This is a genomic window from Moritella sp. PE36, assembly GCF_000170855.1.
In the GTDB taxonomy this organism is placed as follows: Bacteria; Pseudomonadota; Gammaproteobacteria; order Enterobacterales; family Moritellaceae; genus Moritella.
In genome coordinates this window covers 111,069-133,870 of record NZ_ABCQ01000006.1, presented here as the reverse complement: position 1 = coordinate 133,870, position 22,802 = coordinate 111,069, and the positions used below count along the sequence as shown (strand labels likewise).

Genomic DNA, 22,802 nt, shown 5'->3' with positions numbered 1-22,802 from the left:
CTTTAAATAATTAATCACCTTAGCTTTAAATAGTAGGAATAATATAATGAGTTCAGCACTTTGGACAAGTAAAACCGGGTTGGCAGCACAAGATGTAAAAATGTCAATAATTGCCAATAACCTCGCCAATGTTAATACCACTGGTTTTAAAAAAGATCGCGTTGCATTCTCGGATCTATTTTATGATATCAAACGTCAGCCAGGGGCATTAGCAGACCAAAATAATGAAATACCCACGGGCGTTCAAGTTGGTAATGGTGTTCGTGTTACCGGTACTCAAAAAGTCTTCACGCCGGGGAGCTTTGCTGACACGGGTCAAGAGCTGGATATGGCTATTATTGGGAAAGGTTTTTTCCAAGTTGAACAAGTCAGCGGTGAAATAGCGTATACGCGCAATGGTCAGTTCACGTTGAATTCAGATAGTCAAATTGTGAATAGCGATGGTTTACCATTGGTTCCAAGCATCCAAATTCCAGCAGACGCAACCAGTATTACAATTGGTTCAGACGGCACTATAACAGCGCAGTTAGCGGGTGAAAGTGCGCCACAAGACGTAGGCCAAATAACGTTGGCCAGTTTTGCTAATCCAGCAGGTCTAGTTGCGTTAGGTGGTAATTTATATACTGAAACTGGGTCATCTGGTGCGGCACAAGAAGGCGTGGCTGGCGAGGCCTCATTAGGACAAATTAAGCAACGCGGGTTAGAAGGTTCAAATGTAAGTGTAGTGGAAGAAATGGTCGATATGATTTCGACGCAACGCGCTTATGAAATGAATGCCAAAGTGGTGTCTGCTGCGGATAAAATGTTGCAGTTCGTTACTCAATCTTTATAACCGATAGGTACTAATTATGTTGGCGAAATGGCTGGTAAAACTGAGTGTTTGTGCTCTGTTAGGAGGTTGTGCCGATAACGCTTACAATGTGTTAGAGGCAAAGCCGGGTGAGGCAGAATGGTCACCTACTATCACCACTAAACCGATAGTACGCAGTGATACAACTACGCTAGGTGATGGTAGTTTATTAGCTAATTCTTCACTATTAAATATGTTTCAAGATCGTCGCGCATACAAGGTCGGTGATATTTTAACGGTAATACTCGAAGAGCAGACTCAGTCTAGTAAGCGAGCAAACTCAGGCATTAAAAAGAACTCTAAAGGTGGTGGTAATTATACCAGTAATCTGTCGTCTTTTGATGCAACAGGTTCGTTTAGCCTTGGTTCTGACCGCTCATTTAATGGTGGTGGTACATCAAGCCAACAAAATGCATTATCTGGTGCGATTACGGTGACGGTTGCTGAAATTTTACCGACTGGCGCGTTACGTATTCGTGGTGAGAAATGGATCAAACTCAACCAAGGGGATGAGTATATTCGTTTGACAGGCTTAGTCCGGGTCGATGACATTGATAAGTCGAATCGAATAAGCTCTCGAAGACTTGCAGATGCGAATATTACTTATGCTGGGCGTGGAGAACTTGCTGAATCGAATCAACAAGGTTGGTTTACACGATTCATTAATAGTAAGTGGTTTCCTTTTTAGCCATCAATCAGTGGTTGCTAGAACGTATTCAGGGTTGTGATTCAGAGACAATATAACTTAGGTTAAATGAATGAAGAAACTAATTTTGTTATCAGTGTTGTTATGTTCGACACTGTTATCTGTCGGTGTTAGTGCTGCATATCAGCGTATGTTATTGGATATTACCGATATCCAAGGGCTACGTAAAAATCAGCTGATTGGCTATGGGCTTGTTGTGGGTTTAGATGGCTCGGGGGATAAGAGTCAAGTGAAATTTACGACTCAGTCAATGATTAATATGTTGCAGCAGTTTGGCGTAAAACTCGGTGATAAAGGCAACCCTAAATTAAAAAATGTGGCCGCAGTTATGATCACTGCTGAGGTGGCACCTCAGGCCGGTAAAGGTCAAACCATCAATATTACAGTGTCTTCGATTGGTGATGCGAAAAGCTTACGTGGTGGCACCCTACTATTAACACCGTTACGTGGTATGGATGGTGAAATATATGCTACGGCTCAAGGTAACCTTGTTGTTGGCGGCATAAAAGCGACAGGTGGCTCTGGTTCTTCAGTGACAGTGAATACGCCGACTGTTGGTATCATTCCTAACGGGGGAACGGTTGAAAAAGAGATCCAGACTAATTTTATTAGCGCAAAAGAAGTGGTACTTAATCTTAAAACACCGAACTTTAAAACGGCGCGTAACATCGAGCTTGCCATCAATGCTATTTTTGGTGACGGCGTAGCACAAGCGAAAGGACAACATCGTGTGACCGTTGCAGCACCCGTCGATGCGCGTCAACGCGTTACCTTCATGTCGATGTTAGAAGAGATAGAAATTGAGTTAGGTCGAGTTAAACCGCGTATTGTGTTTAATAGTCGAACAGGGACTGTGGTCATGGGGGCGAATGTGAAGGTTCGCAAAGCGGCTGTTAGTCACGGTAACTTAACGGTAACCATTAATGAACGCTCAAATGTAAGTCAACCCAATGCTTTCTCTAATGGCAATACTGCGATAACACCAGAGTCGTCAATCTATATACAGAAAGGCGATAACCCGATGTTTATTGTGCCTGAAGGTACTTCTCTGGAGGTTATTGTCCGAGCTATTAATAGTTTAGGCGCATCGCCAGACGATTTAATGTCAATTTTACAAGCACTTGATCAAGCGGGTGCATTAGAAGCTGAATTGGTAGTAATTTAATGACAAAACTGGTAGTAACTCAATGACAAAAATAGAAACAACTGGGTTAGCAATGGACCCAACAACCGTTAATGCAATTAAAGAACATGGGAATACGGTTGAAGGTTTGACTCAGGTGGCAGATCAATTTGAAACCATGTTTTTGCAAATGGTATTAAAAAGTATGCGTACTGCTAGTGATGCGTTAGCTTCTGATGATTCGTTTGTTAATAGCGACCGCCAGCGTATGTACCGCGATATGTATGATGGGCAGTTAACAATGGCGATGGCGGATAAGAGTGCTCTTGGTATTGCTGACGCAATGGTCAGGCAGATGTCGCCACTCGTTGCGGGTGTTGCAGATGTAATTGTCAGACAGGCGTTGCCATTAGTAACGAGTCTTTCTGAAGCATCTCAGGAAAATAATTTTAATTTTGCGTTAAAGTTTATTGAAAAAGGGGTCGCTTGTAGTTATCAAGAGACTAATAGTATTCAAGAAACCTTGCTTGGCTCGTTTAGCCAGTCGCTATTAAATATTCAGTAGATTAAGAGAAAATTAATTATGAGCATGTTCAGTAATGGGTTATCTGGTTTAAATGCGTCGCAGATAGCATTGAATGTAGTCAGTAACAATGTCGCGAATGTGAACGTTTCTGGTTATAGCCGTCTTGATGCTATTAGTAGTTCGCGCTATAGCGCGAGTAACTCAAACTTAAGCACGGGGCAAGGCGTTGAGATCACCTCGGTACGTCGTATCGCGGATAACTATCTTAATAATAGCTTGTGGCGAAGTAATTCAAATAATGGTTTTTCGCAAGCGTATAGTAGCTATCTTATGATCAGTGAACAGCTCGTTTCTAACGAAAACCTCAGTATAGCGAAAGGCCTTGATGGCTTATTTAGCGCGTTAGACTCTGCAACTACTGAACCAAGTACCATCGCACCGCGACAGCAAATTATTGCTTCTGCGGATGCGCTTGCCAATCGGTTTAATTCTTTATATTCAAATTTGGATATTCAGAGTACAGATATTTCACAACAAATTAATGGCATGATGAGTTCTGCTAATACCATGTTTTCGCAAGTGGCTGCTTTAAATAGTAAAATTGTAGAGAGCAGCGCGACGGGTGGTAATGTGACAGCATTACAGGATCAACGTGCTGAAACGATTAGTAAATTAGCTGAATTGATGGCGCTTGATGTTAGTCGTCAGGGCGATGGGTCTATCACGCTCTCTCTTTCCGGCGGACAGCCCGTGGTATTGGGAGCCAGTGCTGCGACATTATCAAATAAAGGGTCTGGCTATGCGGTGAGTATCGCGGGGCAAAATTTTACTTTTAATGGTGACGTTGGCGGTAAAATAGGTGGCGTTTTATCTTATAAGAGTCATGTTTTAGATCCCACGAAAGCAGAATTAGATAAATTAGCCAAAGATACTGCTGATGCGATGAACAACCAATTGGCATTAGGTCAGGATATTAACGTTCCCGTTGGCGTAGGTAAACCATTGTTTAGTTATGATCCGTCCAATCCCGCGGGTTCATTCCAGGTGTCTGATGGATTTAAACCGAAAGATTTAGCCCTTGGTGCGGCCGGTACTGGTCCCGGTGATAATACTAATTTAACCGCATTACTTGAGATGAAAGATGGATTTTTAGGTATTTATAATGGTTTGGTTGGTTCTCTTGCGATTAAAAGTGGTGAGGCACGGTCTAGTGCGCAAGCAAGTCAAACGGTGGCTGAAAATGCATTAGCTCAACGTGACTCGGTGAGTGGTGTTAACCTCGATGAAGAAGGTATTTCATTAATGAAGTATCAGCAGTCTTATAATGCTAACGCAAAAGTAATTAGCATGGCTGATCAGCTATTTTCAACCCTATTAAGGATGATGTAAGGAATAATTATGCGAGTTAGTACAGTTCAACTTCAGCGTATCGTCATGAGCGGTATGGAGCGAGGCGCAAGTAGTTTTTCTCATATTAGTCAACAACAGGCATCGGGTAAGCGCATTATTAAACCATCGGATGATCCGTTAGGTACGGTGAAATTGATGGCGTTACAAGCGGAACAAGCCAATTTAAAACAGTTTAATACTAATATTGAAAACGCTCGTCGTCATCTTTCAGGGGCTGAAACCTATGTCACCAGTATTTCCGACCAGCTCGGGAAATTGCGTGATTTAACCTTGGAAGCGGGTAATGGCACGCTAACCCCGGCAGGACGCAAAGCGATTGCTCAAGAAATGGAAGCGGTAAAAGAGTCATTGCTGGCGAGTTCAAATGCCAAAGGCAGTAATGGCAAATATCTATTTTCCGGCTCAGAAGTCGCAAAAGCACCGATTGCAGGACCAGATCCTGTCACGGGGGACTACACCTATGTCGGTGATAATAGTGAACGTAAAATAACGATTGCTTCCGGTGTTAAGGTTGTTTCGAACATCGATGTTGAAGAAACTTTTTTTGATGGTGGCAAAGATTTTTTTAAAGACTTAGATGGCTATATCGAGAAGTTAAACACGGATAGCCAAGTCCCTGCCGACAGAAAGGTTATGTTAGCGGCGATAGACTCGAGTGCTGATACCAACTTACAATTACTGACTACTATCGGTACTCGTCTATCAGAAATTATACAAACGAAAGATACCAATACTGATATTAGTTTATATGGCAAAAACCTGCAGTTATCCTTAGAGCAACTCGACTATGGCACGGCGTCATTTGAGTTAGCTCAAGCTGAATTGGCACTAAAAACAACACAGATGGTTTATGTTAAGGCAAGTAAGTTAAGCTTGTTTAATGTGATGTAAGGCAATGATAAATATACTTAATAAAGTTAGTGGTAATTTAGTTAATAGCACTAAATATTTACCATCTCTTGTTACTCCTGCGGCAAAAAAATCGACTCAAGGGTCGAGTGTTAATGCCGGTGATAGCAAGCTGACGACGAATGAACTGCACAAACAACGCAATGGTAACGTGACTGCATCAGGCTTAGCGCGTTGGTCTGGGCTGAATTCAAACCAATTGGTTTTTAGTCAATATAAAAGTGCAGAGAATAGTTTAGGTACTGTGTATCGGGAGCTTGTTAATATTAGTACGATGCTCAATAGTAAAGTTAATAATGTTGAAGTGATGGCTAATCGAGTGCGCCAACTTGACCATGTCACGAGTAAAGACTTAAATGGCCAGTTACAGCCAAAAGTATTGAATCGCCATGCAGAACGCCCTAATTACGTGTTGAATAGTGTGAATTTATTAGCGAAAAAACCCGCAGAAACACTGAGTATGGTACTGCCATCCGCGGGTAAGTCGGTGAGTTTTCACATTCCTGCTTATGCTGAGCCGAAAGAAATATTAATGAGTATTAACCGTTCTTTAGCTGCGGTTGATACCAAGGTGACACTTAATGCAGAGCAAAAATTAGTATTCAATCCGACATCTGATAATAGTCGGTTTTTTAATGAACCGGTATTATTTTCGGGTGAAGGTATTCGAGTGCCGGCGGGCAATCCAGTACCCGTGCAGATGCAATTACAAGTTGGCGCTTTATTGAGTTTGGCTGACGCCATCGATGGCAATGCCAATAAACAAAATGTGCATAAGCAAGACGTTAATGAGCAAGTAAGACAAGTACAAGCTGATGTGCGTCATGCTATCGTTCAGCTTAGAGCTGCAATGGATCAGGTTCGAAATAAAGGGACTCACTCTGCTCCTATTGATATTAGCGCCGTGGCATCTGAGCTCTCTGAATTACTCCGTGACGGTGATTTTGGCAGTCGGTTAACGAGTTTATTAGCGCAAGCCAATATATCGCGTAATACTGCGGTATCATTATTGAGTAAGTAAACTGGCTGAGAAATTGAAATGCAGATAATTTTTTGGATATAATAGAAAAACGATAATGCACTGAGTGACATCACTGGGTGCATTTTTGGTTTTATAATTATTAACCTGTTGTTATGTAATTAGTATGATAGAGCCTGTGCTGCAGTGATACGTAAAAGTAGATCGCGCTTGTTCATGAGCATTAACGCTTAAATTAAAAGATACAACGCATTATGTTTATTTAAAATAAAATAAAATAAAATAAAATAAAAATAAAAATAAATTTAAGTTTTTAGGATCGAGTGTCGCTTTGTATTTATAAGCGAGATGAGAAGGCATTAAATACTTCTATTTCATCTCTTTATAATCAATAGAATTAGGATACTTTCACATGGCTTTATCAGTTCATACTAACTACGCGTCACTGGCTACTCAAAACCAACTGGGCAAAACGAACAGCATGCTCTCAACTGCAATGCAACGTTTAGGTACCGGTCTGCGTATCAACTCTGCGTCTGATGATGCTGCCGGTCTACAGATCGCAACGCGTCTACAGACTCAGTCTAACGGTCAGAAAGTTGGCATGCGTAACGCTCAGGATTCTATCTCAATGATGCAGACTGCGGAAGGCGCGTTATCAGAAATGACCAGCATTGGTCAGCGTATGAAAGATATCGCTACACAAGCTTCTAACGGCACCAACGGTACAGCAGAATACACGGCATTAAACGATGAGTATAAAGAGTTAGCCGCTGAATTAACTAACATTACACAAAATACCCAATACGGCGAAGGTAAAAAACTACTTGCAAAAGAAGTGACAGCTGCAGATACACTAGTATTCAGAAATGATAACTATAAATTGGTCGCTGCGGAAGAAAATTTAGCTCTTGCTACAGGTGCTTCAATTGGTACTGCAGCAGCTGGTACAACCGCTACTGCTGATGTAGAAGCTGCTGGCGGTACTGTGACTACTGGTACGACTGGTGCAGCTGCAACATACGCAACTCAAGCATTAAAAGATACTGCTATTGCAACTGCTGAAACAGCTGTAGCTACTGCATCTGGAACCTTAGTGGGACAAAGTGGTATAGAATCGAAAGCCGGTGCATTTGGTGCTGAGATCACCTTCCAGATCGGTTCTTCTGCGAACGAGAACATGAAACTTGACGTATCTGATAAATTAACCGCTCTGGCTACTGCGCAGAAAGGACTGGGTAACGTTAGCGATCAGGCTAGCGCACAGGCGGCAATGAAAAGTACGGATACTTTGATTGATACTATTGGCTCTTTACGTGGCCAGTTCGGTGCGTCGATCAACCGTTTAGACCACACAATCAACAACCTGGGCAACATGAACCAGAATATTGAACTGTCTAAAGGCCGTATTATGGATGCTGATTTTGCTGCAGAATCTGCAAGCATGACTAAGCAACAGCTGTTAATGCAATCTGGTATGTCTGTATTAGGCAAGAGTAACCAGATCGGCGGCATGGTAATGGGTCTGTTACGTTAATCGCGTAATGACCGAGTTATACATTAATTCCGTTTGGAATTAAAAATATGATCCTATATCCAAATCATGAATATAGGATCTTTTTTGTTTTTATGGAGTCGTTATGGCGATAGATCCCGCTTCTTTTTCCTCACAGTTGGTGGCTGCTACCCGTGCAGGTTTGGATAAACACAATAATACGCAGCAAGCGACTGTCAATAATAAGATCAGAGCGTTCAAAGCATTAGACGGAAAGGTGGACAATTTATCGACGGCGCTTAAAGACTTAAGTAAAAGCAGTGATTTAAGGGCGACCGACACCAAGTTAAGCAGTGAAGGCATTATTAAGGCCAGCACCACTGACGGCGCTATTGTGGGTGATTACAGCATTGAGGTAAGCCAGCTGGCCAAGGCCGATCGCATCGGCTTAACGTTTGCTGATGAGAATTGGCAGCCACCACGCGATGGTTCCTTGACAATTAAGCTTGGTCCAGATCCTGACCCCACAGGCTCAGGTAAAAGTATCACGCTGGATCTCAGTACATTACCAGCCAATGCCAACCTGATGGATCTGCGTAATGCCATTAACAGTGCCGCAGATAATCCCGGCGTGCAGGCGTCCATTATTCGCACTGGTACAGATGTTAAACTGGTATTGAGCAGTGAAGAAACCGGAACAGCTCATAAGCTGGATATCACACTCTCGGGCGGCACCAGCGGAGCTTACACCGAGTTAGACACCGCGCTTACTAATCAAACGCAGTTAAGTACGGCACAGAACGCCAAATTAACATTTAACGGTATCGCTATTACTTCACAGTCAAATAAGCTTGAAAATATTACCGATAATCTCACCCTAGAATTGACCAAAACCAATGTCGGCGAGCCGCTGAGATTAACGGTAGGGCGTGATGATGATGCCATCACCAAATCATTAGAGTCACTGGTGAGTGCCTATAACGGCCTTATGGGCCGGGTTAAAACCGCGACGATCTCCAAGGTTGAGACCGGCGCGACGAAGAATATAACCCGAGCGCCCCTGTCCGGTGACAGTACCGCCTCCTCGATGATGCGGCAGTTGCGTTCTGTGTTTTCCAATCTGCCCGACGGTGGCTACCTGGGTCAGGTCGGTCTTAAGTTTGATAAAAACGGCGAAATATCCCTAGATAAAGAAGCCCTGGCCAAGTCACTGGATAAAGATCCGGATATTCTCAACAACATGTTGCTGGGTAAAGACGGCATTGTGGACAGATTATCCACGACGTTAAAGCCCTATAGTCAGTCAAAAGGGATATATGATAACCGGGTGTCGAGTTTAAATTCAGAGATTGATAGACTGCAAGACAAAACCGCGCAGTTAGATGTGCAGATGGAGAGTCTGTATCAGCGTTACCTGAAACAGTTTACCGCGATGCAGCAATTACAGAGTCAGATGCAGCAGACCAGTGGTCTGTTTGGTATGAGCCAAGAATTTTAGTCAATTAGGATAGAAACATGAACGAATTTGATCTGGGTTATGATGCCTACCAGGAAACCAATACCGAAGCACAGGCTGCCACGGCCGATCCCCACAAATTAGTGGTGATGTTAATTGACGGGTTATTAGATGAAATAGCACGTGCAGAAGGTCATATTTTAGGTCGTCGATATGAGCATAAAGGTAAATCTATCAGTAAATGTTTAGATATTGTATCGGGTTTAGATGCGGCACTTGATATGGAAGAGGGTGGCGAAGTAGCGGCTAATCTTCATCACTTATATGAGTACTGTGCAAATACACTCTATAACATCAGCATCAGTAATGATGTTGAAGAACTCAGTACTGTGGTTAATGTGATGGAAAACTTGAAAGAAGGTTGGGCCAATATAGGCCGAGATGCAGCTTAGTTTTAGCGCGCTCATGTAGCCAATAATAATGCTGGGGATCCCGGTATTATTATTTCCGCTGGCGGAAGTTGAGCGGAAGTTAAGTTTCCTTGCTCTATTTTATTTCCCTTCAATAACAAAGCGTTAACGGTTGGCCTGTAGTTTGCATGATATTTCATTAGGCCGTATTGACTAAGGTGATAAGCGTGTTAGATATAAAATCATTACAGCAGAAAATTATTATTTTACATGTTCATTTTTGCCGCGTTGTAAAAGCAAGTAATGAAAATATTAACGTTAACGAGGTGGTTAAGTTAGATAATGAAGTTGCCACCTTACTCTCGTTATTGAATTTAAAACCAGCGCTAAAGTTACAATTACATAGAGAGCTCACAGCCTTAAAAAGCAGCCATTCTAAAGTGCTAGAGCTATGCAAACAGCAACAAGCGCATCTCGCTGGTGTAATGGCAAACCATACCAAAAATAAAGAAGGTATTATGGCTTATCAGGAACTAGAAATATGATTGCAATGAACACGACAACAGCCAGTCATGCAGGCGCTCAATATAATACTTCTACGAATGCCATCAAACCGCAACCTCTGCAAGCTAAAGAGGCGGATAAGCAAGGTGGTCATAGTATTGATGCTGAAGAGCAAGATAGTATTGATTTTGTTAGCCCAGAGCATCAGGACAATCTAGCCCATCGAGATCAAAGTAAAGACAGTGATTTTGCTCATTTTTTAGCACCAGAAGCGAATACCACAGATACCGCAACAACGAAGACTGTGGCGATTGCCTCTGTTGCCCCTACGTCGCTACTTGCTGAACATACGACACAGTCAGAGAGTAACTCCGCGTCGGTAAGACTCTCTGTTAATCATGTTGAACTTAGTCATGAACAATCACCGTCAATCTCGCTGTTACAAGCTGTTCGGCATCAAACACAATCTAGAGGTACGAATGTGGCTGATGCAGTAAAGGCTAATGTGACCAAATTAGCGTCTGGCGAGATGTTCAGCCCAGAAATGAAGGTGATGAACACGACGCAAAAATTATCGACACTCGTATTGCTGGATAAGTTAACAAGCGCGAATCTTAACGATAAAAAGCCCGTTGATGTTGCGAGCCTGCGTATCGAGCAGCAAATAGCCGATATTAACTCCCCTGAACGCCTGATGACCCAAGCGACCCAAGGAAGACATGAGTGGTCTGCCGTCAAAATGGAGAATCAGCAAAATGCATGGTCTAAGCAGTTATTTAATGTGCTACAAGATCGTATTGAAATGCAAGTTCATCAGAACATAAAGCAAGCTAATATACGTTTGGATCCACCTGATCTTGGACGTTTAGATTTATCTGTTCGCATGGACGGAGACCGCTTGACGGTGATGATTAATACCAGTAACAGTGCGATTAGAGATGCACTACAGGCATCATTACAGCAGCTCCGAAGTGAGCTTTCTAATCAGTTTGGTGCCGGGGTCGATGTTAATGTGGGTGGCGGCTCTGGAGAGACAGAATTTAAGGAAAGTGAACATAATGTCGCACTCTCTTCTTCTGAGGAACAAACAGAAAATGTAACTCTTTTGCCTATCGAGCAGCGCGGCTTATTTAATACTCTGGTGTGATTTTAAAAATTTAAGGTTTTAATACATATATGAAAGGCAAAATATTAATTATTGGGTTAGTTATTATCGCAGCAATGGGCTTTTTAGGTTTTAAATATCAGGTGCAGATTAAAGCGCAGATTGAAGCATTAATGCAAACGCCAGACGTCTCAAAATCAACCCGACCGTTTTATATACCGCTTGATAAAATGGTGGTGAGTGTTGAAAGTGAACGCACAATTTACTATGTCATGATGGAGGTTACTTTAGAGACTAAATTAGAAGCGTCTATTGAGGGGATTAATTATTACATGCCGGTGATCCGTAATTCTTTTGTCCAAAACCTCAGTCAACGCAGTTATGACACGATCCGTAAAAATTTGAAAAATATAGAACAATTACAAATAGAGATGTTATCAGGCCTAGATGAAGAACTCATGCGGTATGAAATGAATGGCATCATTGATGGTGTGCTGATTACCAAACTGGTCGTTCAATAGGAGCTTGCTGTGACAAACTCGGTTGCTTGGGACAACAGTTCTTTTAATGCTAGGGCATCAGTGGTAGATGAAAATGCGTTATTGATTAAATATATGCATTTAGTCAAGCGAGCTGTGACGCATTTACGTAGCCAGATCGGTACGTTGCAATCCTATGAGGATCTTGTTCAGATAGGGACAATGGGTTTACTCGAAGCTATTCGCCGTTATGGCAGTGAGCCAGATTATGGATTTGAAAGCTACGCTTTTCAGCGTATACGAGGTGAGATACTAGACGAACTAAGGCGGCAGGATTGGCGCCCACGTCAAGCGCGTCAACAAGGCCATTCATTAAATCATGCGAGACGTACTTTATCTCGTACGTTAGGCCGGGAAGCGAATGAAAAAGAATTAATGGCATTTTTAGAGATAGATGCTGAGCAGCTGCAAGATATGATCTTTGATAGTGTATCTGAAGAGATGCAGAGCCTCGATGAGTTACTGCAAGCAGGTACTGATATTACAGATGAAAACTCAGATATTCAAAAATTTGATATTAAGCGTAGCCTGAAGCAAACACTGTCTTTACTCGATCAAAGAGATCAATTATTACTGACCTTATATTATCAATATGAACTTAATATGAAAGAAATATCCCTTACCCTTAAGATCACCGAATCTAGAGTGTGTCAGTTACATCAATTGGCGCTTAAGAAGCTCCATTCTCATTTAACCAATTTATTGTAAGGCTTGTTATGCAAAAATTTGTAGGTCTGGGGGTCATCCTCCTCTGTGTTTTCGGTGGTTTTATCCTCGCAGGAGGAAAACTTGCTGTTATGTGGCAACCAGCTGAATTGATGATTATTCTAGGTGCTGGTATCGGTTCAATGTTAATCGCAAATCCTAAGTATGTATTGGTTGAATTAAAAAATCAGTTCTTTGCATCTTTTAAAAAAGAAGCCGATCGCGGCGAAGTAATGAAAGAATTACTGTTGGTGATGCATACGCTGATGGAAATGGTTCGCAATAAAGGATTAAAGTCGATTGATGAACACATTGAAAACTGGGAAACCAGTTCATTATTTTTACAATACGAACACATCCATTCTGATCGTCTGTTAATGCATTTTATTACTGACAACTTTCGTATGATGTCAATGGGTAAAATGTCGTCTCATGAATTAGAACATGTGTTAGAAAGTGAGATTGAAGCGCTTGAAGATGATTTATTAAAACCATCTGAAGCCTTGCATACTACTGGTGAAGCTATGCCAGGATTTGGTATTTTAGCGGCTGTAATGGGTATTATTATTACTATGTCTTCGCTAGACGGACCATTAATGATGATTGGTTTGCACGTTGGTGCCGCTTTAGTCGGGACTTTCCTTGGTATTTTTTTCTGCTACTGCTTATTTGAACCGATTGGTGAATCACTTGCTGCACGAGTACATAATCAATTACTGCTATTAACTTGCGTCAAAACGATGATGGTGGCACATATTTCAGGTAAATCACCAGTGCTATCTGTTGATTCTGGACGCAAGTTGATAGATCGAGAAATTAAGCCAACATTTGTTGAAATGGAACAGTGGCTTAACGCTAAGGCAAGCTAATGTCAGAAAGTATTATTATTAAGCGTAAAAGAAGAAGTCGTGGTAAATCAAAAGGCGGCGGTGCTTGGAAAGTCGCATTTGCTGATTTCATGTTAGCTTTGATGGCTTTTTTTATGGTGCTGTGGATCCTCGCTGTTTCAGACGCCGATGAACGTAAGGAATTTTCTGAAAATATACGTAATTATTCATTATTTGAGAGTGAAAGTAATCCATTCGATTTTAGTGGGAATCCTTTGCCGACAAGTATTGGCGCTGATTTATCTGTATTAGACAGTAAACATCAGCCAGATTTAACAAAACATTCAGTATCTAAAAAAACGGCTCGTTCTTTAAATCAGCGTACTGCAGATGATGAAGGAGATAGTGGTTACGGTGATAAGCCAATGATGAATTCATTGCTGAAAGGGCAGTTAACTTCTCCAGACCAATTAGCATTATTAGCCTCTAAATTAGAGGCTATTACTGATTCGATTGGTGCCGCTGAAAATATTGACATTGAAGTGGTGCCACAAGGTTTGCGAATTCTATTACATGATAACGCTAAACATAAAATGTTCCGCCGTGGTAGTGCTCAGATGACACCATTTTTTCAGGATGTCTTACGTTCATTAGCGCCCGTTTTTATTCCTATTGAGAATAAGTTAATGATCTCTGGGCATACAGATCGCTCTAAGTTTCATAATGCGGCATTTACTAACTGGGAGCTGTCTAGCCAACGGGCGCTGCAAGCAAGGCAAATGCTACAGATTGGCGGTATGCCGAGAGAGCGGGTTGCACAAGTCGTCGCTATGTCAGATACGATGCCTATTGATGCTGCGAATCCTAAATCGAGTGTTAACCGCCGGATCGAGTTATTGTTGCTGACCGAAGACGCAGAGGAAGCCATTAAGTCGTTATTTAATCGAGATAAACCGGATAATGCTATTGATAACGCGGTTGATAGAGCTGAATATAATAGACCAGTATTAAGATCAAAAGTCTTGTTTGATAACGTAGGTAAGTGATCATGGAGATTGAACCGAATCGTAAATTTTATCGTTGGAAATTTGAATCAAAATCTATTCCACTTATCTATCAAACTAAAGGCGTGCCAATAAAAATTTATCGACGTTTTTTGTTTATGGATTTCTTTTGGGCTAAAGCAGTCGCTAAAGATATTAGTATTGGTGGTGTGGGTTTTGTTGTTTCACGTAAATCAGGACGTAAATTAGCGCGTAAGTTTGTAATTCGTTGGCCGAATGGAGAGCGTATTCTCTGTACTGAAAAACATCGCTTTGATATTGGTAACAAACTTATTTTTTACGGTGTAGCTTGGAGTGAGCATGAAGCCAGCCGAATTTTACCTTTGTTAAAACTTTACAGCCGTAAAGCATTTAGAGGCGATGTAACAACGAGTAATGTTACTGACTTTGTTAAAAGGTGAATGAATTTGTTATAAAAAACGCGCTACTTTAGCGCGTTTTTTATAAGTATTCAATTTGATGTTTGAAGCTGTGGTGTTCTTAACTTGATCTTCTGCGACTTGATAACTAGACTAGCGGACTATTTCAATTTTAAGTTCGATTTTAAGGTACCTTCATGCAGGTTTCAGATTTCAATTTTAGTCTTCCTGACGAGTTAATTGCCCGTTATCCGAAAGCGGATCGCCGTTCAAGCCGTCTACTCCAACTAAACGGTAATAGCGGTGAGCTTGTTGATAAACAATTCGCAGACATCCTTGATTTAGTTGAAGCCGGCGATTTGATGGTATTCAATAATACCCGCGTTATTCCTGCGCGTATGTACGGTCAAAAAGCCTCCGGTGGTAAAATCGAAGTACTTGTTGAGCGTGTTATCAGTGATCACTCTGTACTTGCGCATGTACGTTCTTCGAAGTCACCAAAAGTAGGTGCTCAACTTATCTTAGAAGGTACCGTGAAGGCCGAGATGATTGCCCGTCACGATGCGTTATTTGAACTTAAATTTTTAGACGAACGTCATGTATTGGAAATATTAGAAGACATTGGCCATATGCCACTGCCACCTTATATCGATCGCCCTGACGAAGATTCAGATAAAGAGCGTTACCAAACGGTTTATAATGAAAAACCGGGTGCTGTCGCAGCGCCAACAGCTGGCTTACACTTTGATGAAGCATTGTTAGTAGAACTCGCTGAGAAAGATGTAAACACCGCGTTTGTTACCCTACACGTTGGTGCGGGCACTTTCCAGCCAGTACGTGTGGATAATATTCTTGATCACCATATGCATTCAGAATATGCCGAAGTATCAGAAGAGGTGGTGGCTAAAATTGCTGAAACAAAGGCCAATGGTGGTCGTGTGATCGCGGTTGGTACCACGTCGGTACGGTCTTTAGAAAGTGCAGCGCAAGCAACAATGGCAAAGGGCTTACCGTTAGCGCCATTCTTTGAAGATACTGAGATATTTATTTACCCTGGTTACAAGTTCCAACTTGTTGATGCCATGATCACCAATTTCCATTTACCCGAATCAACCTTGATCATGCTGTTATCTGCATTTGCAGGGTATGATCATGTGATGCCCGCTTATCAACATGCGATTGCTGAGAAATACCGTTTCTTCAGTTATGGTGACGCGATGTTTGTCACTAAGCAAACGGAAAAATAAATTCAATTAGTCGTGCGTTGGTGTTTATCCATTCACGGCTAGTTTGTTAACGATAAACAACGACTGATAAAGTACGTTGTTTGAATTTTTTGAGAGAAGTAATGTCAGACTGTTTCTCTGACTTGAGGTTTATATGAAGTTAAAATACGAATTAGATAAAACGAATGGTAACGCACGTCGTGGTCGTTTAATCTTTGAACGTGGTGTAGTTGAAACGCCAGCATTCATGCCCGTAGGTACTTACGGTACGGTAAAAGGCATGACGCCAGAAGAAGTTGACGATACTGGCGCTGACATTCTTTTAGGTAATACTTTCCATTTATGGCTACGTCCTGGTCAAGAAGTGATGAAGCTACACGGTGGTTTACACAACTTCATGAACTGGCAGGGTCCTATCCTGACTGATTCAGGCGGTTTCCAAGTATTCAGCCTAGGTAAAACGCGTAAAATTACCGAAGCCGGTGTGCATTTCCGTCATCCTGTAAACGGCAGCAAGATCTTCTTAGATCCAGAAATCTCAATGGAAATCCAAGATGACTTGGGTTCTGACGTAGTGATGATTTTTGATGAATGTACGCCATACCCAGCGACAGAATCAGAAGCTGAGAAATCAATGCGTATGTCATTACGTTGGGCACAACGCTCACGTGATCACTTTGATAAATTAGAAAACAAAAACAACTTGTTTGGTATTATTCAAGGTGGTGTTTACGAGCATTTACGTGATATCTCAGTAAAAGGCTTATTAGACATTGGTTTTGACGGTTATGCAGTTGGTGGCCTAGCAGTAGGTGAACCAAAAGAAGATATGCACCGTATTCTTGAGCACACTTGCCCACAACTACCAGAAGACAAACCACGCTACTTAATGGGCGTTGGTAAACCTGAAGATTTGATTGAAGGTGTGCGTCGCGGTGTGGATATGTTTGACTGTGTAATGCCAACGCGTAATGCCCGTAATGGTCATTTATTCACAAGTGAAGGCGTTATTAAGATCCGTAATGCCAAGCATAAAACCGATACCGGTACACTTGATCCTGAATGTGATTGCTACACATGTAAGAACTACTCACGTTCATACCTGAACCATTTGGACAAATGTAACGAGATCTTAGGTGCACGTTTAAACACAATGCATAACCTACGTTACTATCAAAACCTGATGCAAAGTATCCGTGACGCGATTGATTCTGATACCTTTGAACAGTTTGTTACAGATTTCTATGCTAAACAAGGCCGTGAAGTGCCACCTTTAGCGAAGTCTGACGCTTAATTATTAAGCAAACACGAACCTGATTGTCGATCTAAGTTTGGTAAACCTTTCTCATTAGTAGTAATGTAATGTGATTGGTTTATCATATCAATATTAAAATTTATAAAGGGAAATAAAAATGAGTTTTTTCATTGCAAATGCAGTTGCTGCTGAAGGTGTTACTGGTCCTGCTGGTGGTGGTTATGAAATGTTGATCATGTTAGGTATTTTCGGTGTGATCTTCTACTTCATGATCTATCGCCCACAAGCGAAACGTCAAAAAGAACAGAAGAACCTAATGTCATCGTTGTCAAAAGGTGAAGAAGTACTTACTGTTGGTGGCATCGTAGGTAAAATCACAAAGATTTCTGACGGTAATGATTACGTTGTGATCAGTATTGCTGATGCGACTAACGTCACCATTAAGCGTGATTACATTGCAGCAGTATTACCAAAAGGTAGCATACAGTCGCTTTAATCTTTTCCGTATCCCAGTAAGGTAATATTGTGTTAAACAAATATCCTCTGTGGAAGTATCTAATGGTGATCGCTACGATCGCCATTTGTTTACTCTATGCCACACCGAATCTATACGGGGAAGACCCCGCTGTTCAAGTTTCTGCTGCACGTGGTGCTGTTATTGAAGTATCAACACTCGATAAAGTGAAAGCACAACTTGATAAACAAGAGATCAGTTATAAAAGCGTTTCATTAGAGAATAATCAAGTATTGGTTCGTTTAACCGACAGTGAACAACAGTTACTTGCTAGTGAAATCTTAAAAGAACAACTTGGTCAGAAATTCATTGTTGCTTTAAACCTTGCCCCTGCCACACCTGACTGGTTACAAAGTCTTGGTGCTGGACCATTAAAACTTGGTCTTGATTTACGTGGTGGTGTTCACTTCTTATTAGAAGTTGATATGCAAGAAGCGCTAGTGAAAGCACAAGATCAAATGTTGCAAGATTTCCGTACCGATTTACGTGAAGAAAAACTGCGTTATACCGCAATACGTAAAAACAGTAATGGTGTTACGGCGCGTTTTCGTGATGCTGAAACACGTGATGCAGCAATCAAACTTATTGAAACTAAATATCAAGACCTACTGTTAACTGACAGTGAAAATAACGGTCAATTTAGTCTCACGGCAAAAATGTCAGAAGATAAACTTGCCGAAATCAAAGAATATGCCCTTCAACAAAACATCACTATTATCCGTAACCGTGTAAACCAACTAGGTGTTGCTGAGCCGCTAGTACAGCGTCAAGGTGCAGACCGCATTGTGGTTGAATTACCGGGTGTTCAGGATACCGCTGGTGCCAAGGAAATTTTAGGCGCAACGGCCACGTTAGAATTCCGTTTAGTTGATAATAAAGCGGACCCTTATAGCAGCCGAGTGCCTGCTGGTAGCCAAAAATATACCACACGTGACGGTCGTCCTGTGGTACTGAAGAAACAAGTTATCTTAACCGGTAACCACATCACGGGTGCCACATCGAGCTTAGATGAGTTTAGTCGTGCACAGGTGAATATCGATCTTGATTCGCAAGGTGGCAGTAAAATGTCTCGTGCGACGAAAAAAGCAATCGGCACATCAATGGCGACAGTATTCATTGAATACAAACCAACGGGTGAAAAAACGGCTGATGGCAAATCGAAACTGCAAAAAATTGAAGAAGTCATTAACGTGGCGACAATTCAAGCGCAGTTAGGTCGTAGCTTCCGTATTACTGGCTTAGACAGTAGCAGCGAAGCTAAAAATCTGGCGTTATTATTACGTGCAGGTGCGTTAGTTGCACCAGTGCAAATCGTTGAAGAACGTACTATCGGTCCTAGCCTAGGTAAGCAAAATATTGAAAACGGCTTATCTGCGATGATTTATGGCATGATCGCCATTGTTATCTTCATGGCTATCTACTACCGTAAATTTGGTCTTGTTGCCAATGTGGCGTTATCTGCCAACATCATCATGATCATTGGTATTATGTCGATGATCCCGGGTGCGACAATGACGCTGCCAGGTATTGCCGGTATCGTATTAACAATCGGTATGGCGGTTGATGCCAACGTACTGATATTTGAACGTATTCGTGAAGAGCTAAGAGACGGTCGTAGCATTCAACAAGCGATTCATTGTGGTTATGATAATGCGTTATCAACTATTGCTGATGCCAATATTACGACGCTATTAACGGCGATCATTTTGTTTGCGGTTGGTACTGGTGCGATCAAAGGTTTCGCTATTACGCTAGCAATTGGTATTGCTGCTTCTATGTTTACTTCCATCATAGGAACACGAGCGATCGTGAACTTCCTTTGGGGTAATAAAAAGATCGATAAACTTTCAATCTAAGGGGATTAATTATGTTTGAAATTATTAAAACAAAACGCACGATCCACTTTATGAAGATGACGAAACCCGCGTTTATTTTATCCGCGCTGTTAGTTATTTTATCGATATCTTCTATTGCGATCAAAGGCATCAATTGGGGTCTTGATTTCACCGGTGGTACGGTGATTGAAGTGGGTTATGATAAACCTGCAGATCTTGAAATTATTCGTCCGCTGTTATCCGCGGAAGGATTTGATGATGCGGTGATCCAACATTTTGGTTCTAGCCGTGATGTATTGATCCGCCTTGCACCACGTGAAGGTTTGGACAATGAGCATCTTGGTAGTCAAGTTATTACCGCATTACAGGGCTATGATAAGAGTGTAGAAATGCGCCGTATCGAGTTTGTTGGTCCTAATGTAGGTGATGAATTAGCTGAACAAGGTGGTCTAGCGCTGCTTGCTGCGTTAATTTGTATTTTGCTTTATGTTGGCGTACGTTTTGAATGGCGTTTAGCATCGGGCGCGGTATTAGCACTGGCGCATGACGTTATCATCACGTTAGGTATCTTCTCGGTATTACAGATTGAATTCGATTTAACTATTTTAGCGGCGTTATTGACCGTTATTGGTTATTCATTGAATGATACGATCGTGGTATTTGACCGTATCCGTGAGAATTTCCGCCGCATGCGTATTGATGATGCTGTCGAGATCATGGATGTATCATTAACGCAGACATTATCACGTACGTTAATCACCTCTGGTACAACATTAATGGTATTAGTATCATTATTCCTGAAAGGTGGCGCACTGATCCATGGTTTTGCATTGGCGCTATTAATCGGTGTTGTGGTTGGTACCTATTCTTCGATTTACGTAGCGAGTGCATTAGCACTGCGATTAGGCGTATGTCGTGAAACGATGTTACCACCCGTGGTCGAAAAAGAAGGCGCAGACCAAGATCCAATGATGTAAGCATAAGGGAAACATAGCTAACTCATTAGTCTTTGGACTGCCATAAAACCCGCCTAGTGCGGGTTTTTGTTGTTTTATGCGCTGGGCGATTGAATTATCAGATATAAAATGAAATTATAGTTCGGTAAGCATTTGCTATTAAACCAAAAAGGATAACAACTATGGCTCATAGTCAGCGATTTTTAGATTTATGTAATGAAGCACGCAAAGTGGTTAAAGAATGCAGCTGTGATGATGTAAAGCAGTGGCAAGATGAAGGTAAACAATTTGTACTGGTAGATGTGCGAGAAGAAAGCGAATGGGCTGCAAGCCGTATTAGCGGTGCTGAGTACATGGGCCGTGGCATTATTGAGCGTGATCTAGAAGGAAAATATCCAGCACTTGATACCTGTATCGTACTGTATTGTGGTGGCGGTTATCGTTCAGCATTATCCGCTGAGTTCATCCAGCGTATGGGTTATACCGATGTTATCTCTATGGATGGCGGTTTCCGTGAATGGAAAATGAAAAGTTATCCGATTAGTAAATAGGTTATTTTTATTATCGAATGAATGTTGTCATGTGAAGTACAACATTCATCTTGTTAGCATAATATGACGCTGAGAATTGATAACTTTTTAACTCTTCTTATCACGCTATTGGTAGACAACTTGGTTACGGCCATTAGTTTTCGCTTTATATAAACGAGCATCGGCTTCGGAGATCATTTCATCAATCGGTTTATTGCCAAAGCTGACGCCTATACTGATCGTAATCTTGATTTCCTCGTCATTGTGCTTCATGGTTAATTGTTCAATCTTATGACGTATTAACTCCAGTTGCGGCACAAAATCTGCGCGATCGCTATTACTTTGAATACAAAATTCTTCCCCGCCAAAACGAGCCACTATCGCGTCTGAAAAGTGATGTTGTAATTGCTGACTGATGGCCACTAAGACCGTATCTCCGCCATCATGGCCATAATTATCATTCACTTTTTTGAAAAAATCAATGTCCAGCATGGCAATATTCTTATGTTCAGAAGTGCTACTGCTACTGTGCTGACTAAAGAAATAGCGTCGGTTCCATAAACCGGTGAGCGCATCTTGATTGGCCATCTTGTAGAGTTTGTCGGCGGTATCTTTCATGTTGAGAATATGATGGATTCGACAATAAAACTCTTCTTGATTAAAAGGCTTATAGAGAAAATCATTAGCGCCGGCTTTAAGAAAACGGGCCGTCATCGAGCGATCACTACTGCCGGATAGACCTAGAATGGCCAGTTGATTCCGATCGAACTGTCGCCGGATCTCCCGGGTCATGGTTATGCCGTCTTTTTTGGGCATGTCATGATCTGTGATGATCAAACTGATATCGGGATGCTGTTGTAATAACTGGATCGCCTGCTCACCATTTTCAGCAGCAATGACCTGCAGGTTTTGTCGCTCTAGTAAATTAATGAGATGGGAACGCACGGTTGCAGAGTCTTCAACTACCAGCGCTTTATGGCGGCTATTTTCTTGCAGACGTTGTAATAATGGGATGAGATAGGATACCGACGATACACTGTCTTTTAATAAGTAGTCAATGACACCTTTTGATAACACTTTTTCGCGAATATGATCACTGAAATGAGCGGTTAAAATAATGGCTTGTACGCCATAGCTCAACACATGTTCGATGATTTCACCGTCATGACCATCAGGTAAGCAGTAGTCCAGTACCGAACAAAGAAAATCGCTTTCTCGTGCGAGGATCTCGCGTGCTTGTGTTATTGATTCAGCAAATACTACTTGAAAACCAGCTCGGCTCAGCAGGACATTAAGGTATTTGCGAAAAGCTCGGCTGTCTTCAACAACAAGTATTTTGCAGAGCAATTAGATATCCTTCTTTTTGTTAACTTCACAACAATCATATTAGATGTTAACTCGTTGAAAATAAATGGCTATATCTATAGTGTTGTGATTGATAGAGTTTATTTAGTTAATGAAACACTATAGCACTATAATATTCTTTGTGTTTTACCACCTTAGGTATAAAATTTAGGTT

Annotated in this window: 24 protein-coding genes; 23 read left to right on the top strand and 1 reads right to left on the bottom strand. The window is 41.6% G+C overall.

All coding sequences use genetic code 11. The features are described 5' to 3' along the window. Nucleotides 1-46: 46 nt before the first annotated feature. The 23 genes from flgG to PE36_RS06070 all read left to right on the top strand — a co-directional run bounded on the left by flgG (nt 47) and on the right by PE36_RS06070 (nt 21,304). The gene (gene flgG, locus PE36_RS06180) at nt 47-832 is read left to right on the top strand and encodes a flagellar basal-body rod protein FlgG (protein WP_006031110.1); all 786 of its coding nucleotides are present in this window, start codon (nt 47-49) and stop codon (nt 830-832) included. A 16-nt stretch (nt 833-848) separates the two neighbouring features. Then, a complete protein-coding gene (gene flgH / locus PE36_RS06175; protein WP_006031109.1) occupies nt 849-1,538 on the top strand; it encodes a flagellar basal body L-ring protein FlgH in 690 nt (229 codons plus the stop codon). Nucleotides 1,539-1,608: 70 nt separating this feature from the next. Beyond that, entirely contained in the window at nt 1,609-2,721 is a 1,113-nt protein-coding gene (locus PE36_RS06170; protein ID WP_006031108.1) for a flagellar basal body P-ring protein FlgI, read from the top strand. 22 nt (nt 2,722-2,743) lie between these two features. Continuing rightward, nucleotides 2,744-3,244, top strand: a complete 501-nt coding sequence (locus PE36_RS23690; RefSeq protein ID WP_006031107.1) for a rod-binding protein — start codon at nt 2,744-2,746, stop codon at nt 3,242-3,244. Nucleotides 3,245-3,262: 18 nt separating this feature from the next. After that, the gene (gene flgK / locus PE36_RS06160; RefSeq protein WP_006031106.1) at nt 3,263-4,594 is read left to right on the top strand and encodes a flagellar hook-associated protein FlgK; all 1,332 of its coding nucleotides are present in this window, start codon (nt 3,263-3,265) and stop codon (nt 4,592-4,594) included. Between the two features lie 9 nt (nt 4,595-4,603). Continuing rightward, nucleotides 4,604-5,506, top strand: coding sequence for a flagellar hook-associated protein FlgL (gene flgL / locus PE36_RS06155; protein ID WP_043994043.1), 903 nt, complete (start codon nt 4,604-4,606; stop codon nt 5,504-5,506). A 4-nt stretch (nt 5,507-5,510) separates the two neighbouring features. Further along, a complete protein-coding gene (locus tag PE36_RS06150; protein ID WP_006031104.1) occupies nt 5,511-6,545 on the top strand; it encodes a hypothetical protein in 1,035 nt (344 codons plus the stop codon). A 370-nt stretch (nt 6,546-6,915) separates the two neighbouring features. Beyond that, the gene (locus PE36_RS06145; RefSeq protein WP_006031103.1) at nt 6,916-8,040 is read left to right on the top strand and encodes a flagellin; all 1,125 of its coding nucleotides are present in this window, start codon (nt 6,916-6,918) and stop codon (nt 8,038-8,040) included. 103 nt (nt 8,041-8,143) lie between these two features. Continuing rightward, on the top strand, nt 8,144-9,496 hold the full coding sequence (fliD, locus tag PE36_RS06140; RefSeq protein WP_006031102.1) for a flagellar filament capping protein FliD: 1,353 nt from the start codon (nt 8,144-8,146) through the stop codon (nt 9,494-9,496). A 17-nt stretch (nt 9,497-9,513) separates the two neighbouring features. Continuing rightward, nucleotides 9,514-9,906, top strand: coding sequence for a flagellar export chaperone FliS (gene fliS, locus PE36_RS06135; protein ID WP_006031101.1), 393 nt, complete (start codon nt 9,514-9,516; stop codon nt 9,904-9,906). A gap of 185 nt (nt 9,907-10,091) precedes the next feature. Beyond that, nucleotides 10,092-10,409, top strand: coding sequence for a hypothetical protein (locus tag PE36_RS06130; protein WP_006031100.1), 318 nt, complete (start codon nt 10,092-10,094; stop codon nt 10,407-10,409). After that, nucleotides 10,406-11,515, top strand: coding sequence for a flagellar hook-length control protein FliK (locus tag PE36_RS23685; protein WP_006031099.1), 1,110 nt, complete (start codon nt 10,406-10,408; stop codon nt 11,513-11,515). Before PE36_RS06130 ends, PE36_RS23685 begins: the two co-directional genes overlap by 4 nt. Nucleotides 11,516-11,544: 29 nt before the next feature. After that, complete coding sequence (gene fliL, locus PE36_RS06120) at nt 11,545-11,994, top strand: flagellar basal body-associated protein FliL (protein WP_006031098.1); 450 nt, start codon at nt 11,545-11,547, stop codon at nt 11,992-11,994. A 9-nt stretch (nt 11,995-12,003) separates the two neighbouring features. Beyond that, complete coding sequence (gene fliA, locus PE36_RS06115; protein ID WP_006031097.1) at nt 12,004-12,720, top strand: RNA polymerase sigma factor FliA; 717 nt, start codon at nt 12,004-12,006, stop codon at nt 12,718-12,720. Between the two features lie 8 nt (nt 12,721-12,728). After that, on the top strand, nt 12,729-13,586 hold the full coding sequence (gene motA, locus PE36_RS06110; protein WP_006031096.1) for a flagellar motor stator protein MotA: 858 nt from the start codon (nt 12,729-12,731) through the stop codon (nt 13,584-13,586). Continuing rightward, complete coding sequence (locus PE36_RS06105; protein ID WP_006031095.1) at nt 13,586-14,590, top strand: flagellar motor protein MotB; 1,005 nt, start codon at nt 13,586-13,588, stop codon at nt 14,588-14,590. Before motA ends, PE36_RS06105 begins: the two co-directional genes overlap by 1 nt. Before the next feature lie 2 nt (nt 14,591-14,592). After that, a complete protein-coding gene (locus PE36_RS06100; RefSeq protein ID WP_006031094.1) occupies nt 14,593-15,009 on the top strand; it encodes a hypothetical protein in 417 nt (138 codons plus the stop codon). A gap of 155 nt (nt 15,010-15,164) precedes the next feature. Next, nucleotides 15,165-16,214: a tRNA preQ1(34) S-adenosylmethionine ribosyltransferase-isomerase QueA gene (gene queA / locus PE36_RS06095; protein ID WP_006031093.1), complete on the top strand. Its 1,050-nt coding sequence runs from the start codon at nt 15,165-15,167 to the stop codon at nt 16,212-16,214. A 133-nt stretch (nt 16,215-16,347) separates the two neighbouring features. Next, the gene (gene tgt / locus PE36_RS06090) at nt 16,348-17,487 is read left to right on the top strand and encodes a tRNA guanosine(34) transglycosylase Tgt (RefSeq protein ID WP_006031092.1); all 1,140 of its coding nucleotides are present in this window, start codon (nt 16,348-16,350) and stop codon (nt 17,485-17,487) included. Between the two features lie 118 nt (nt 17,488-17,605). After that, nucleotides 17,606-17,944: a preprotein translocase subunit YajC gene (yajC, locus tag PE36_RS06085; protein ID WP_006031091.1), complete on the top strand. Its 339-nt coding sequence runs from the start codon at nt 17,606-17,608 to the stop codon at nt 17,942-17,944. 29 nt (nt 17,945-17,973) lie between these two features. Continuing rightward, on the top strand, nt 17,974-19,818 hold the full coding sequence (gene secD, locus PE36_RS06080) for a protein translocase subunit SecD (RefSeq protein ID WP_006031090.1): 1,845 nt from the start codon (nt 17,974-17,976) through the stop codon (nt 19,816-19,818). An 11-nt stretch (nt 19,819-19,829) separates the two neighbouring features. Next, on the top strand, nt 19,830-20,774 hold the full coding sequence (gene secF / locus PE36_RS06075; RefSeq protein ID WP_006031089.1) for a protein translocase subunit SecF: 945 nt from the start codon (nt 19,830-19,832) through the stop codon (nt 20,772-20,774). A 161-nt stretch (nt 20,775-20,935) separates the two neighbouring features. Beyond that, complete coding sequence (locus PE36_RS06070; RefSeq protein WP_006031088.1) at nt 20,936-21,304, top strand: rhodanese-like domain-containing protein; 369 nt, start codon at nt 20,936-20,938, stop codon at nt 21,302-21,304. 105 nt (nt 21,305-21,409) lie between these two features. Here the strand turns inward: PE36_RS06070 and PE36_RS06065 are convergent, their stop codons facing one another. Next, nucleotides 21,410-22,630 carry a response regulator gene (locus PE36_RS06065; RefSeq protein WP_006031087.1) on the bottom strand — a complete coding sequence of 407 codons (1,221 nt, stop codon included), beginning with the start codon at nt 22,628-22,630 and terminating at the stop codon, nt 21,410-21,412. Nucleotides 22,631-22,802 lie beyond the last annotated feature (172 nt).